The sequence below is a fragment of the Leisingera caerulea DSM 24564 genome (assembly GCF_000473325.1).
Taxonomy (GTDB): domain Bacteria; phylum Pseudomonadota; class Alphaproteobacteria; order Rhodobacterales; family Rhodobacteraceae; genus Leisingera; species Leisingera caerulea.
On record NZ_KI421514.1, the window covers coordinates 149,568 to 162,957 of the forward strand.

The following is a 13,390-nucleotide window of genomic DNA, read 5'->3' on the forward strand; positions in this document are numbered from 1 at the left end:
AATTCACGTTCGTGAATTCAACTGCGCAAAATTTTTTCGCTGTGCCCGCCGCCACGGCGGGGGTGATCTGCCCCTGCCGGGGCGGGCGCTGATTACGCGCCCGCCACCTGCACAGAGTTGTTCGGGTCCAGGGTCACGGTGCCAAGCTTGCGGATGTGATCCTCGACCACATCCCAGATCATCGGCCCCTCGGTGCCCTCGTTCACGCTGGCCCAGCCCGCCACCACATAGGACTTTGCCGGGTCGATCGCCTCGCCGGTTTTCAGCAGCGTCATTTCACTGATCCGCTCGCCCTGCGGCTTGGTGATGTCGATGCGGTAGCCCATGCCGCCGATCCGCACCATGTCGCCGCCCTGCTGGTAATAGGGATCGGGATTGAAGATGTTGTCGGCCACGTCCTCCAGGATCACCTTGATGAACTCGCCGGTCATTTCGCTCCGGTAGGCCTCCCCGTAAGACATCGAGGTCACGTTCCAGATGTCCTCGCGGGTGATGTCATCCCCCGGCACCAGCGACGGCCCCCAGCGCACGCCGGGCGACATGGCGATATCCGCCTCCCGCTCGCTCAGCAGCGCGTCGCAGATCAGGTCGTCCCAAGTGCCGTTGAAGTTGCCTCGCCGGTACAGCAGCGTATCGGTCTGGCCGATCACCTCCTCCAGCTGCGCCTTGAAGGGGGCGCGTTCCGCTTCGATCAGCTGCGCCACCGCCGGGTCCGGCGCGATCACGTCCGAGAACACCGGGATCAGCTTGTGCCGCAGCCCCATCAGCTGGCCGTCGCGCACATCCAGATCCACGCGGGAGACAAACTTGCCGTTGGAACCGGACGCGATGATATGGGTCTTGCCCGCCAGCACCGGCTCCGGCAGGGCGTCGTGGGTGTGGCCGGACAGGATCACGTCGATGCCCTGCACCTTGCCGGCCATCTTCTTGTCCACGTCAAAGCCGTTGTGGCTCAGCACCACCACGACATCGGCGCCTGCCGCGCGGACCTCGTCCACCATGGCCTGCATATGCTCATCGCGGATGCCGAACGAATACTCCGGGAACATCCAGCCCGGGTTGGCAATCGGCATATAGGGGAAGGCCTGACCGATCACTGCCACCTTGGCGCCGCCGCGCTCAAAGAACTTATAAGGCTTGAACAGCTCCGCCGGCTCGTCCCATTCGGCGTCAAAAATGTTCTGGCCAAGCGCGGCAAAGGGCAGGTTTTCGACGATCTCATTCACCCTGTCGCTGCCCAGCGTGAACTCCCAGTGGAACGTCATCGCATCCGGCTTCAGCGCGTTCATCACGTTGACCATGTCCTGGCCCTGGGTGTGATGGCAGGTATAGGAGCCGTGCCAGGTGTCGCCGCCGTCAAGCAGCAGCGCATCGGGGCGGTCGGCGCGGATGGCGTTGATGATGGTCGCCACCCGGTCCATCCCGCCAACGCGGCCATAGGCCTTGGCCAGCGCAGAGAAATCATTGTAGGTCAGCGCATAGGCCGAAGGGCTGCCGTCAGTGATGCCGTACACCTTGCGGAAGTCGGCGCCGGTGATGTGGGGCACATGGCCCTTGTTCTCTCCAACCCCCAGATTGACCGAAGGCTCCCGGAAATAGATCGGTTTCAGCTGGCCGTGAATATCGGTCACATGGATCAGGCTGATGTTGCCATAGGTGTCAAACTCCAGCAGCTGGTCCTGGCTCAGGCGCTGCTGCGCAGCCAGCCGCGCCCAATTGCCAAAGCCTGACGCCCCCACCATGGCCGAGGCGGCCATGGAAACCTGCAGAAAATCGCGGCGCGAGATCATGAGTACCGGTATCCTGTATGTTCACGCGATATATTCACGTGAATGAATGTTTTGAAAGAGATACGCCCCGCACCTGGAAACAGGCGCGGGGCGCAAAGATCAGTTACGGACGGAGGGCGCTTCGACCGACAGGCCGTTGCCGCGCGAGGCGACATAGAGTTCCAGTGCAACGAACTCCGCGGAACCTGGCTTATAGGTCTCAGCCCGGGTGTCGCGCACGCAGCCCTTGAAGCGCGCGTGGGCGGTGTTCAGCTTGGTGTTTTTCAGACGGTACACCGGGAAGCCGTTGATCTGGCCCTGGCTCAGGTGATCGGCGCGGATCATGTTGCCATAATTGTCCTCATGGCAGTTCGCGCAGGACAGCTCCAGCTGGCCGGTGCGCGTGTAATACATCTCCTTGCCCTTTTCCCAGGTGGACTGGACCGGGCCGTCGATGGCCACGTTCACCGGCATCCCGCGGGACTGGACAGAGATCAGCGCCTCCATCGCGGCCATGTCGCCGCCGGAGTATTTCCACTTCTCGGCGCCCATCTGGTTTTCGCGGCAATCGTTGATCTGCATGTTCAGGGTGCGGACCTCGCCTGCCTCTTGGTTCCACTTGGGATAGACCGCGCGCACGCCTGCCATGCTTTCCTCGACATCGCCGTGGCACGATGCGCAGGATTTGCCTTCGGAGCCGTCGGCAGTGTCCCAGGCTTCCTGCGCCTGATCGACAAACACCATCGCCGGGTTCTCAAAGTCATCCATCTGCAGGGCTTGTGTCTCGTCAGAGCGGAAGTGCCAGCCCGACATCACCTCGTCCAGCACATCCGCCACATGGGCGGGCGCCGCGGCTTTGGTGACCATCTCGATTTCCTCGTTGACCACCAGCTTGTCGTCATCGGGGCCTGCGCCCGCCGCCATCGGCAGCGCCAGCACAGCGGCAATGGCTGTGATTGCCTTTTTGTTCATTCCTTTTCCTCCCTTGGGTGCCTGCCCTGCCCGGTTCCCACCGGACAGGACGCGTGCCTGAAGATCCGGAACGGATCAGCCGATGGCGATTTTCTTCTTTGTGTCGTAGACGGAGCCGTCGTCGTCATACCAGGTGAAGACGAACTCGCCCGCTTCCGGCACGGTCGCGTCGAATTCGAAGTACGGGTTGGTGGAGATCGCGGGCTCCATCGCGACGTCCAGCACCATGGTGCCGTTGAACTCGCAGGTGAAGCGGTTGATGATCGAGCGCGGGATCAGGTTGCCTTCCTTATCCTTGCGCTGGCCGCTTTCCATCTTGTGGCTGATCAGCGTCTTGATGGTGACCGCCTCGCCGGCGGCAGCGGATTTCGGGACCTTGACGCGGGGTTTAACACCGGATGCCATGTCTTTAACTCTCCTTAAGAATTCCGTTCAGGGAGCGGGCGGCTTCAGCCGCCGCAGCCGCCGATGGTGACTTTGACGGTGGCGCTGGCCTTGGCAAAGGAGCCATCCGCCAGCTTGGCAACCGCAACCACGTCCTGGGTGCCCGCCAGGCGGATCCGGGTGGAGGCCGCCTGCTGCGCCGCACCGGGGCCGAAGTTGAAGGTCGCCACACCCGGTTCCGGGTTGCCGGCGGCAAGCACCAGGATCGCGGTGGCGCCCGGCGCCTCGACCGAAATCGGAACAGTGTTGCCGTTCTCGGCAATCTCCGGCGCGTTCAGGGTCACGCCCCCTTCGGCCATTTCAGCACCGCCGGTAAAGGCGGCAATCCGGTCATCCGCCGCCGCAGTCACGCGGAACGGCAGCACGGTAACCACGGCAGCGCCCAGGCCCATCGCCAGGGTCTCACGGCGTGAGAACTCCATCATATCTCTCCTTTGAATTCACATCGGTGCAGGCCGCGGAACGGTCCCGCCCGCGCCTTACTCTTCTTTCAGCGTCGCGAGGAACGCGACCACATCCTCGATCTCCTGCGCCGTCAGGATCGGCGGCAGCGGCTCAGCCCCGGCCTCGCCGGTATAGGCATCGCCCGGGCGGATGAAGCCCTCGACCTTGTAAAAGGCCGGCATCATCGTGCCCTCGAATGTCATCTTGGCATTGGCGATCAGGCCGCGCAGCTCTTCCTCGGTCCAGCGGTCGCCGGCGCCATCCAGCGACGGGCCGATCTCGCCGTGGAACGGCACATCCGCCAGGGCTGTCACCTGGTGGCAGGCCACGCAGTTGCCCTTGGATTTGGTGCCGGCAACAATCGCCCCGTTGGCCGCATCGCCGGCAACGCCGGTCAGCGAGGCGGCAACCTCACCCGACTCGCCATACTCCACCGCCATCGGAGCAACCTCCCCGGCCAAAGCCGCAGTCCCGGCCAGGCTTAGCGCCAGTGTCAGAGATGTAAGCTTCATGTTTCCTCCCATTGGCTGCCGCTGTTACCGGGCGGCTTGCTTAGCTTTGCATACCGTAGGGCACAGCGCCCCGGATACGCAACAACAAATTCATTATTGTGAATTTTTATAGATCGTGCGCAAAACGTCAGTCTGTGGACCCATTGTTGCGCTCCTGGATGCGGCGCGCGTGGTAGCGCTGAAAATCTTCCCCGTTATCAAGCGCATACCGCTTTTCGTTGACCCATGTAAACATGTCCAGCGTGGTTCCCGCGCCAAACGCGCCCGGCATCGCCGCCACTGCCGCCTCGGGCGCGGTGGCACCCTCGCCCACTTCCTCCGGCAGGAACAGAATCGTCGGTGTGAACAGCACCCCCCATTTGCGCGCCATGTCCTTTTCCGGCAGCGTCTCGCCGTCGAAATCAGTCACCTCCACATCGCCGTAAAGGTTCAGCTGCACGACAAAAAAGTTGTCTTCGATGTACTGGCCGATTTCCGGGCGGGGAAAGATCTCCTCATGCATTTTGGTGCAATAGACGCAGCCGCGCTGTTCAAAGATCAGCGCCAGCCGCTTGCCCTCGCCATTGGCCTCCTCCAGGTCTTCGCGCAGGTCCTTGAAGGTCTCCCGCATCCAGGACGTCTTGTGCAGCCCGTCGTCGCCCAGCTCCGCCGCGGCCAGCGGGCCCGCCAGAGCCGCGGCCATTAACACTTTCGCAATACTTCTCAGCATGTTGACCTCCAAACCTCACTTACCCGATCGCGCTGAACCCCGGCACCCAGCGGATCATTGCCTCCGCGATCAGCCGCACGCCGCCGGTGGCGATCAGCACCGCAAACAGCACCAGCATTGCGCCCATGCCCTTCTCCACCCAGGCAAAGGCGCTGCGGTGGCGCGCGACCCAGCCCAGGAACGGCTTGGCAAACAGCGCTGCAACCACAAAGGGCGCCGTCATGCCCAGCCCGTAGACCAGCAGCAGCACCCCGCCCCGCCAGACCTCGCCCATGCCGGAGGCAATCATCAGGATCGACGCCAGCGCCGGCCCGACGCAAGGCGTCCAGCCGAACCCGAACGCCAGTCCCATCAGATAGGCGCCCAGCACGGTGGAGGGCTCCGCAGAACTCTCCATCCGCGCCTCGCGGTACAGCAGCGGGATCTTCACAACACCCAGAAAATGCAGTCCGAACAGCAGCAACAGCGCGGCCGCGCCGTAGGACAAAACTTCCAGATACTGCCCGAACAGCTGCCCCAGCGCAGTCGCCCCCATGCCCATCAGCATGAACACCGTGGTGACCCCGGCGGCAAAACAGACCGCCGACACCAGCAGCCGCCGCTGCGCGCCCGCAGCAATCGCGCCATCGCCGCGCAGCTCCGCCATCGACAGCCCGCCCATATAGGACAGGTAAAACGGCACCATCGGCAAAATGCAGGGGGTGAAAAAGCTCAGCAAACCTGCGATCAAGGCGCCGAACAGGGTAATTTCAAGCATCGCACCCCCAGAGAGGCCCCACGCGAACGTTATCCGGGCCCGGCTTGTGTCATTCACATATTCGAATTATGTTGTTTCTCACCGTTCGGTCAACAGATGGAATGACACCCATGCGCTCTTTCCGGCAATTGGCTGCAGCCGCAGCCATGGCCCTTGCGACGCTGCCCGCCTGGGCGGCGGAACTGGTGATGGTCGAACAGCCGGGCTGTGAGTGGTGCGCCCGCTGGAACGCGGAGATCGCCCCGATCTACCCCAAAACGGCTGAGGGCGAACACGCTCCCCTGCGCCGGGTGGACCTGCGCGCCCTGCCCGATGACCTGAAGCTCGCCCGCCGGGTCATGTTCACCCCCACGTTCCTGGTGGTCGAGGACGGCGAGGAGCGCGCCCGGCTCGAAGGCTACCCCGGCGAAGATTTTTTTTGGCCTTTGCTTGCAGATTTGCTAAGCGCCCATACAGGGTTTGTTGATAATACGAACTCCAAGGGCGGCAGCTGACCGCCCTGATGGGGAAAAACAGACAAGTGCGGCACTGCGGTGCCGCTCAGGAGACGGCACATGGCACTACCACAGTTTACCGCCGACATGGACCCGGAAGAGATGGACAAGATGGTCGAAAACGCGACCAAGGCGTCCAACTTCCTAAAGGCGATCAGCCACGAGGGCCGGCTGATGATCCTGTGCCATCTGGTCTCCGGCGAGAAATCCGTGACCGAGCTGGAGGAGCTTCTTTCCGCCCGCCAGGCCGCCGTCTCCCAGCAGCTCTCCCGCCTGCGCCTGGAGGGGCTGGTTATTCCCCGCCGGGAAGGCAAGGCGATCTACTACCGGCTGGCCGACGACAAACCCCGCCGGATGCTGGAAGTGGTCTATGACCTTTTCTGCAAGGACCAAGGCTGACGCCTGAATGACCCCCTTATGCCTGACCTCCTGACAGAACACCAGCTGGCCGCCTGCATCGGGCTGCTGGGAGGTGTGGCTCTGGGGCTGGCCGCCCGGCTGGGCCGGTTCTGCACATTGGGGGCGATCGAAGACCTGCTTTATGGCGGCTCCTCCCTGCGGATGCGGATGTGGGGCGTGGCCATCGGCGTGGCCGTCACCTCCAGCTTTGCGCTGATCGGGCTGGGTCTGGCAGATGCAGGCCAGTCCTTTTACCTGTCGATCCGCTGGATGCCTGCGGCCTCGATCCTGGGCGGGCTGATGTTCGGCTACGGCATGGCGCTCAGCGGCAACTGCGGCTATGGCGCCATCGCGCGGCTTGGCGGCGGCGACCTGCGCAGTTTTGTGATCGTGCTGGTGATGGGGGTCTCCACCTATGTCGTCCTCGCTGGCCCCCTCGCCCCCGTGCGCAACTATTTCTTCGCCCAGCAGGACGTCACCAACGAGATCCCGCCGGGACTCGCCCATTATGCCGCCGCCTGGAGCGGGCTGCCGCTGGCCGCAACCGGCACCGGGGCGGGCCTGCTGATCCTTCTGCTCTCCCTTGCCAATTCCGAACTGCGCCGCGACAGGCAGGCGCTGTTCTGGTCCGCGGTTGTGGGGCTGGCCGTGACCTCCGGCTGGGCCGGGTCCACGTATGTCAACACACATGGGTTCGAGGCGCTGCCAGTGGTGTCCCACTCCTTCTCGGCCCCCTTGGGTGAAACAATCCTGTGGACCATGACCGGCTCGCTGCGCCCCCTGTCCTTTGCCGTCGGTTCCATCGCCGGGGTCTGGACCGGTGCCTTCATCGGCTCGTTGATCAAGGGCCATTTCCGCTGGGAAGCCTGCGAGGACCCGCGCGAGCTGCGCCGCCAGATCATCGGCGCCGCCATCATGGGCGCAGGCGCGGTGATTGCGATGGGCTGCACCGTCGGCCAGGGCCTCAGCGCGTTTTCGCTGCTGGCGGTCTCTGCTCCGGTCACCATGCTGGCGATCTTTGCCGGCGCCGCCTTCGGGCTGCGCCAGCTGATCGAGGGCTTCCGCCCGGCAGAATAATCTGCTGCCCCGCAGGGACAGCCCAGGGCCCCGGCCGGCCGCGCGGACCGGAGGTCTTGGTTAATTTTCATTAACGATTACATGTGCGTTACAAGCCATTCCTAAGATATCCGGGTGAGCCAGCCCCGCATTGACGTTTATGGACAGCCCGGAGACCGCCATGACCCGCAAGCAGATCGTCAGAGACCCGCACATCGGCAACAAGGCGGAGGCTTTTGAGGCCTCGGACGACATTCCCGCCAACCCGGCCCCCAGCCGCACCATCGGCGATGTGATCGCCGCCCGCTATGGCCGCCGCGCGGCCCTGAAGGGAATGCTGGGCACTGCCGCCGCCACCGCCCTGTTCGGCGCCTCAGCCCTCACTCCTCCGCGCCAGGGTCGTGCCGCAGCCCCCGGTGCCCAAAGCCGCTATGCCTTTGACGAGCTGCACTGGGGCAATGACGAAAGCCACCATGTGGCCCAGGGCTATGACGCGGACATCCTGCTGCGCTGGGGCGATCCGATCTTTGCGGACGCCCCGGACTTCGACGTGATGAACCAGACGGCGGACGCCCAGCTGCAGCAGTTCGGATACAACAACGACTACGTCGGCTTTGTGCCTCTGAACGCGGAAGGCAGCCGCGGCCTGCTGTGCGTGAACCACGAATACACCAACGAGGAGGTCATGTTCCCGGGCCTTGGCCGCCAGGACAAGGCGGAGTTTGCCGGAATGACCCGCGCGCTGGCCGATATTGAGATGGCGGCGCATGGCGGCACGGTTGTCGAGATCGCCCGCAACGCTGATGGCAAGTGGGCGGTAGTGCGCGACGGCAAGCTGAACCGCCGCATCTCGCCGCTGACCACCGCGATGACCCTCGACGGTCCCGCCGCAGGCCACCCCAGGATGCAGACCAGCGCCGACCCCGGCGGCCTTGAGGTCACCGGCACGCTCAACAACTGCGCCGGCGGCATGACCCCCTGGGGCACCTGGCTGATGGCCGAGGAGAACTTTCACGGTTATTTCTGGACGGACAGACTGGACTTCGAAGGCGAACCGGACCTTTCCGTCCAGCCGGAGGCGGCGCAAATGGCCCGCTATGGCGTGCCCGGCATGTGGTACGCCTGGGGCAAGTACCACACCCGCTTCAATATCGACAAAGAACCCAACGAAGCCAACCGCTTCGGCTGGGTTGTTGAGGTCGACCCGATGGACCCGCAGTCGAAACCGGTGAAACACACCGCTTTGGGCCGTTTCGCCCATGAGGGCGCGGAGACCACCCTGTCCAAGGACGGCCGCCTGGTGATCTACATGGGTGACGACGCGCGCTTTGAGTATGTCTACAAATACGTCTCCGGCGGCGTGGTGTCAGAGGACCGCGCGGCCAACGCCCGGCTGCTGAGCGACGGCACGCTCTACGTCGCCCGGTTCGAGGCGGACGGCACCTGCCGCTGGCTGCCGCTGGTGCATGGCCAGGGTCCGCTGACGGCCGAAAACGGCTTTGCCAGCCAGGCGGATGTGCTGATTGACACGCGGCTGGCGGCGGATGCGCTGGGGGCCACGCCGATGGACCGGCCCGAAGATGCCTCGCCCCGCGGCGACGGCACTGCCTATGTGATGCTGACCAACAACTCCAGGCGCAAGGCCAGCCAGACTGATGCCGCCAACCCGCGCCCGGAGTCGCGGTTCGGGCATATCGTCGAAATCAAGGAGGACGGCGGCGACCATGCGGCGGCAAGCGGACGCTGGTCGATCCTGGTGAAATGCGGCGATCCGGACATTGCGGACGTGGGCGCAGAGTGGCACCCGGAGACCTCGGAACACGGCTGGTTCGGCTCCCCGGACAACAGCGCGATGGACGCAGACGGGCGGCTGTGGGTTGCCACCGACCAGGGAAGCAAATGGGGCAAGACCGGCAAGTCGGACGGGCTCTACGGGGTGGAAACCGAAGGCGGCTTGCGCGGCCATTCCAAACTGTTTTTCCGCTGCCCCGTGGGCGCCGAGCTGTGCGGGCCCTGTTTCACCCCGGACGGCGAGACGCTGTTTCTGGCCGTTCAGCATCCGGGCACGGACGGCACCAAGGACCTGAAAGGCTTCGGGCGCGCCTCGACCTTTGAGGACCCGGCCACCCGCTGGCCGGATTTCGATCCGCAGATGCCGCCGCGCCCCTCAGTGGTGGTGGTGACCCGCCAAGGCGGCGGCAAGATCGCCAGCTGACCCGAAATCCGCCGTTGTGATGCGGAGCGCGCGCCATCCGGGGCGCGTGCAGGTTTCGGCCCTGCCGGACCGGATGCCGCCGGATGCACGCGATTGTGAAACCGCCAGCCCGCACCGTGCCCTAAAACCGGAAAAAGCTCTGTGGAGACCTGCCATGTATGCCAAACGCCTGACGGCCGCCCTCATCCTTGCAACCTCTGCCGCCAGCGCCGGCAGCATCACGCCGCGCGACGGCTGGGCGGTGCATGAAACCTCCAAACCCTATGCACAGCTGATCGACGACGTCAAAGCCGCCGCCAAGGCCGAGGGCCTGGGCGTTGTCACCCAGGCAGGCCCCACCCAGGCGGCAGCGGCCCGCGGCATCACCATCCCCGGCAACCGGGTCATTGGCCTGTTCAACAATGACTTCGCGGTCAAGATCCTCGCACTCTCCACCGCTGCAATGATCGAGGCGCCGGTGCGCATGTATGTGACCGAGGAGGCAGACGGCAGCGCCACCCTGTCCTATAAGCTGCCCACCCACGTCTTTGCGCCTTACGCGGAGGAAGGCGGCGCGGGGCTGGCGGCCCTTGCTGGCCAGCTCGACCGCCGCTTTGCGCTGATTGCGGAACGGGCGCAGAAATAGCCGCCGGCGTCTTTCCCGCTTCAGCTGCCCCTCCGCTGGTTGCGCCGATTTCCGCCGCAGCATTTCTCACACTGGCGTGAACGGGCTTGCGCGCGGGCGCAGGCTCGGCAATCTGGCGGTAATTCAACGGATTGGACCCACAAGATGACAGAGACCCTGCGCGCAGCCGATGTTCTGGCCCGGCGCCTTTACGAGGCTGGCTGCCGCCACGCCTTCGGCATGCCCGGCGGCGAGGTGCTGACGCTGGTGGATGCGCTGACCAAGGCGGGGATCACGTTTCACCTGGCCAAGCATGAGAACTGCGCAGGCTTCATCGGCGAAGGCGTGCATCACACGGACGGCGCGCCGGTCATTCTGGTGGCCACGCTTGGTCCCGGCGCGCTGAACGGCATCAACGTGGTGGCCAATGCCCACCAGGACCGGGTGCCGATGCTGGTGCTCACGGGCTGCGTCGACGCCGCAGAGGCGCAGAGCTATACCCATCAGGTGCTCGACCACCGCGCGGTCTTTGCCCCGGTCACCAAGGCCACCTTCCGGCTGGACGCCGAGGCTGCGGATCTGATCGCAGACAAGGCCGTCGCCATCGCAACCGAACCGCGCAACGGGCCGGTGCATATCGACGTGCCGATCTCGGTTGCAGACGCGCCGGCCAGGGACCGGGGCATCCGCCGCGCGCCTGCGAGTGCAACCGCGCCAAGCGGTGAGGCGCTGGCGCAGGCGCGTTCCTGGCTGGCCGCGTCCACGCGCCCGGTGGCGGTGATCGGGCTGGACGCGCTGCAGGAAAACGCAGGCCCTGCCATCCGAAGCTTTGTTGAGAAACACCAGATCCCCTTCATCACCAGCTACAAGGCCAAGGGCATCCTCCCAGAGAACCACCCGCTCTGCCTTGGCGGGGCAGGCCTCTCGCCGCTGGCGGACAAGCATCTGCTGCCCCTGGTGCGGGAGGCCGATCTGGTGCTCTCCATCGGTTACGACCCGATCGAGATGCGCCCCGGGTGGCGCAACGTCTGGGACGTGAAAAACCAGAACGTAATCGACATCGCGCCGGAGGCCAACACCCACTACATGCATCAGGCCGGGCTGAACTTTCTGACCGCGATTGCCCCCACGCTTACGGCGCTGTCGGATGGCACCGGACCGCGCGGCACCTGGCCCACTGGCCGCCCCGCCGCGGTCAAGGCCGAACTGGCAGACGCCTTCCCGCAGGATGACAATTGGGGGCCTGCGGGCGTCATCGCCGAATGCCGTGCTGTCCTGCCGCCAGAAACTCTTGCCACCGCCGACAGCGGCGCCCACCGCATTCTGCTGAGCCAGATGTGGGACTGCCAGGAGCCGCGCGGCCTGATCCAGTCCTCGGCGCTGTGCACCATGGGCTGCGCGGTGCCGATGGCAATCGGGCGGAAGCTGGCGCAGCCCGAGCGGCCCGTGGTCAGCTTCTCCGGGGATGCCGGGTTCCTGATGGTGGCGGGCGAACTCTCGACCGCAGCCGAGCTGGGCGTTGCGCCGGTCTTTGTGGTTTTCGCCGATGCCAGCCTCGCCCTGATCGAACTCAAGCAGCGCCAGCGCCAGCTTGCCAGCGGCGGGGTGGATTTCGCGGCGCACGACTTTGCCGCGATGGGCCGCGCCTTTGGCGGCAACGGCGTGACGGTTGCCAGCCGCGCCGAACTGCGCGCCGCCCTTGAGGACGCGATGAAATCAGACAGGTTCACGGTCATCTCGGCTGTGATCGAACGCGGAGGCTATGATGGCCGGATCTGAGATGCTCCCCCACGGCGCGCTGAACGGCGTCAAGGTTCTTGACCTTTCCCGCATTCTGGCAGGCCCCACCTGCACCCAGCTGCTGGGCGATCTCGGCGCCACGGTGATCAAGGTCGAAAACCCCAAGACAGGCGGCGACGACACCCGCCAGTGGGGACCGCCCTATGTGACCGATGCGGACGGGCACCAATCCGACCTCTCCGCCTATTTCATGGCCGCCAACCGCAACAAACGCTCGGTTTCCATTGATATCGCAACGCCCGCCGGCCAAAAGGCCATCCGCCGTCTGGCGGCAGAGGCAGATATCCTGATCGAGAACTTCAAACCCGGCGGGCTGGCGAAATACGGGCTGGATTATAACAGCCTCAAAGATGACCTTCCGGGCCTGATCTACTGCTCAATCTCCGGCTACGGCCAGACCGGCCCCAACAGCCACAAGCCCGGCTATGACATCATGGCGCAGGGGTTCGGCGGCATCATGTCGCTGACCGGCGAGCCCGGCGGCCAGCCGATGAAAGCCGGCGTCGGCATCGCTGATGTGATGTGCGGCATGTATGCCTGCATCGGGATTCTGTCGGCGCTGCACCACCGCGATAAAACCGGCGAGGGCCAGCAGATCGACCTGGCGCTGGTCGATGCCCAGATCGCCTGGCTGATCAACGAAGGCGTCGCCTATCTGAATACCGGCCAAGTCCCAAAGCGCCGCGGCAATGAACATCCCAGCATCATGCCCTATGGGGTTTACGAAACGTCGGACGGCCATGTCATCCTGGCCGTGGGCAACGACAGCCAGTTCCGCCGCTTTATGGAGTTCCTCAAGCTGGAGGGCCTGGCAGAGGATCCGCGCTTTGCCACCAACCCCGCCCGCCTGCAGAACCGCGATGCGCTGAACGCGGTCCTGATCCCGTCGGTGCAGCGGTACACCACCGGGGATGTGCTGGCCGCAATGGAGGCCCGCAAGGTGTCGGCCGGCCCGGTGCAGGACCTGGAAACCCTGTTTGCCACCGATCAGGTGGAAGCCCGCAACATGGCCATTGGCATGGAAACGGCGGCCGGCCCGGTCAAGCTGCTGGGCAACCCGCTGAATTTCTCCCGCACGCCGGTCACATACCGGCACGCGCCGCCGGTCTGCGGCGAAGGCACCGAAGAGATTCTGACCGCAAAACACCCGTTTGAGCCGTCCTGATCCCCCAGTGATGCGGCGGCTTTCCGCCATGTGTTACAGTTTCCGGCAAT

The 13,390-nt window shown here is 64.7% G+C and carries 14 protein-coding genes; 7 read left to right on the top strand and 7 right to left on the bottom strand.

The window, feature by feature from the left end:
• Positions 1-92 precede the first annotated feature (92 nt).
• The 7 genes from soxB to CAER_RS0125295 all read right to left on the bottom strand — a co-directional run bounded on the left by soxB (position 93) and on the right by CAER_RS0125295 (position 5,607).
• Complete coding sequence (gene soxB, locus CAER_RS0125265; protein WP_027237973.1) at positions 93-1,790, bottom strand: thiosulfohydrolase SoxB; 1,698 nt, start codon at positions 1,788-1,790, stop codon at positions 93-95.
• A 99-nt stretch (positions 1,791-1,889) separates the two neighbouring features.
• Complete coding sequence (gene soxA, locus CAER_RS0125270) at positions 1,890-2,741, bottom strand: sulfur oxidation c-type cytochrome SoxA (RefSeq protein WP_027237974.1); 852 nt, start codon at positions 2,739-2,741, stop codon at positions 1,890-1,892.
• Positions 2,742-2,816: 75 nt separating this feature from the next.
• Entirely contained in the window at positions 2,817-3,146 is a 330-nt protein-coding gene (gene soxZ, locus CAER_RS0125275) for a thiosulfate oxidation carrier complex protein SoxZ (RefSeq protein WP_027237975.1), read from the bottom strand.
• Positions 3,147-3,190: 44 nt separating this feature from the next.
• Positions 3,191-3,607, bottom strand: coding sequence for a thiosulfate oxidation carrier protein SoxY (gene soxY, locus CAER_RS0125280; RefSeq protein WP_027237976.1), 417 nt, complete (start codon positions 3,605-3,607; stop codon positions 3,191-3,193).
• A gap of 57 nt (positions 3,608-3,664) precedes the next feature.
• On the bottom strand, positions 3,665-4,141 hold the full coding sequence (gene soxX / locus CAER_RS0125285) for a sulfur oxidation c-type cytochrome SoxX (RefSeq protein ID WP_027237977.1): 477 nt from the start codon (positions 4,139-4,141) through the stop codon (positions 3,665-3,667).
• A 127-nt stretch (positions 4,142-4,268) separates the two neighbouring features.
• Positions 4,269-4,850 (bottom strand): thioredoxin family protein, encoded by a 582-nt coding sequence (locus tag CAER_RS0125290; RefSeq protein WP_051357889.1) that lies wholly within the window; start codon positions 4,848-4,850, stop codon positions 4,269-4,271.
• Between the two features lie 19 nt (positions 4,851-4,869).
• Positions 4,870-5,607, bottom strand: coding sequence for a cytochrome c biogenesis CcdA family protein (locus tag CAER_RS0125295; protein WP_027237979.1), 738 nt, complete (start codon positions 5,605-5,607; stop codon positions 4,870-4,872).
• Positions 5,608-5,717: 110 nt separating this feature from the next.
• Here CAER_RS0125295 and CAER_RS28550 point away from each other — a divergent pair, with 110 nt between their 5' ends.
• The 7 genes from CAER_RS28550 (at position 5,718) to CAER_RS0125325 (ending at position 13,340) form a co-directional block, all read left to right on the top strand.
• Positions 5,718-6,101 (top strand): hypothetical protein, encoded by a 384-nt coding sequence (locus CAER_RS28550; RefSeq protein WP_084299658.1) that lies wholly within the window; start codon positions 5,718-5,720, stop codon positions 6,099-6,101.
• A gap of 60 nt (positions 6,102-6,161) precedes the next feature.
• Positions 6,162-6,500: an ArsR/SmtB family transcription factor gene (locus tag CAER_RS28555; RefSeq protein ID WP_036798019.1), complete on the top strand. Its 339-nt coding sequence runs from the start codon at positions 6,162-6,164 to the stop codon at positions 6,498-6,500.
• Between the two features lie 18 nt (positions 6,501-6,518).
• Complete coding sequence (locus CAER_RS0125305) at positions 6,519-7,577, top strand: YeeE/YedE family protein (protein WP_027237980.1); 1,059 nt, start codon at positions 6,519-6,521, stop codon at positions 7,575-7,577.
• A gap of 160 nt (positions 7,578-7,737) precedes the next feature.
• Positions 7,738-9,771 (top strand): PhoX family protein, encoded by a 2,034-nt coding sequence (locus CAER_RS0125310; protein ID WP_027237981.1) that lies wholly within the window; start codon positions 7,738-7,740, stop codon positions 9,769-9,771.
• 154 nt (positions 9,772-9,925) lie between these two features.
• Positions 9,926-10,396, top strand: coding sequence for a DUF302 domain-containing protein (locus tag CAER_RS0125315; protein WP_027237982.1), 471 nt, complete (start codon positions 9,926-9,928; stop codon positions 10,394-10,396).
• 144 nt (positions 10,397-10,540) lie between these two features.
• Positions 10,541-12,154 (top strand): thiamine pyrophosphate-binding protein, encoded by a 1,614-nt coding sequence (locus tag CAER_RS0125320; protein ID WP_027237983.1) that lies wholly within the window; start codon positions 10,541-10,543, stop codon positions 12,152-12,154.
• Positions 12,141-13,340, top strand: coding sequence for a CaiB/BaiF CoA transferase family protein (locus CAER_RS0125325; protein WP_027237984.1), 1,200 nt, complete (start codon positions 12,141-12,143; stop codon positions 13,338-13,340). The genes CAER_RS0125320 and CAER_RS0125325 overlap by 14 nt, the downstream gene beginning before the upstream one ends.
• The last annotated feature ends 50 nt before the right edge of the window (positions 13,341-13,390 follow it).

Coding starts and splice junctions, on each gene's coding strand:
- soxB (WP_027237973.1), bottom strand. CDS start 1,790: ATGATCTCGCGCCGCGATTTTCTGCAGGTTTCCATGGCCGCCTCGGCC.
- soxA (WP_027237974.1), bottom strand. CDS start 2,741: ATGAACAAAAAGGCAATCACAGCCATTGCCGCTGTGCTGGCGCTGCCG.
- soxZ (WP_027237975.1), bottom strand. CDS start 3,146: ATGGCATCCGGTGTTAAACCCCGCGTCAAGGTCCCGAAATCCGCTGCC.
- soxY (WP_027237976.1), bottom strand. CDS start 3,607: ATGGAGTTCTCACGCCGTGAGACCCTGGCGATGGGCCTGGGCGCTGCC.
- soxX (WP_027237977.1), bottom strand. CDS start 4,141: ATGAAGCTTACATCTCTGACACTGGCGCTAAGCCTGGCCGGGACTGCG.
- CAER_RS0125290 (WP_051357889.1), bottom strand. CDS start 4,850: ATGCTGAGAAGTATTGCGAAAGTGTTAATGGCCGCGGCTCTGGCGGGC.
- CAER_RS0125295 (WP_027237979.1), bottom strand. CDS start 5,607: ATGCTTGAAATTACCCTGTTCGGCGCCTTGATCGCAGGTTTGCTGAGC.
- CAER_RS28550 (WP_084299658.1), top strand. CDS start 5,718: ATGCGCTCTTTCCGGCAATTGGCTGCAGCCGCAGCCATGGCCCTTGCG.
- CAER_RS28555 (WP_036798019.1), top strand. CDS start 6,162: ATGGCACTACCACAGTTTACCGCCGACATGGACCCGGAAGAGATGGAC.
- CAER_RS0125305 (WP_027237980.1), top strand. CDS start 6,519: ATGCCTGACCTCCTGACAGAACACCAGCTGGCCGCCTGCATCGGGCTG.
- CAER_RS0125310 (WP_027237981.1), top strand. CDS start 7,738: ATGACCCGCAAGCAGATCGTCAGAGACCCGCACATCGGCAACAAGGCG.
- CAER_RS0125315 (WP_027237982.1), top strand. CDS start 9,926: ATGTATGCCAAACGCCTGACGGCCGCCCTCATCCTTGCAACCTCTGCC.
- CAER_RS0125320 (WP_027237983.1), top strand. CDS start 10,541: ATGACAGAGACCCTGCGCGCAGCCGATGTTCTGGCCCGGCGCCTTTAC.
- CAER_RS0125325 (WP_027237984.1), top strand. CDS start 12,141: ATGGCCGGATCTGAGATGCTCCCCCACGGCGCGCTGAACGGCGTCAAG.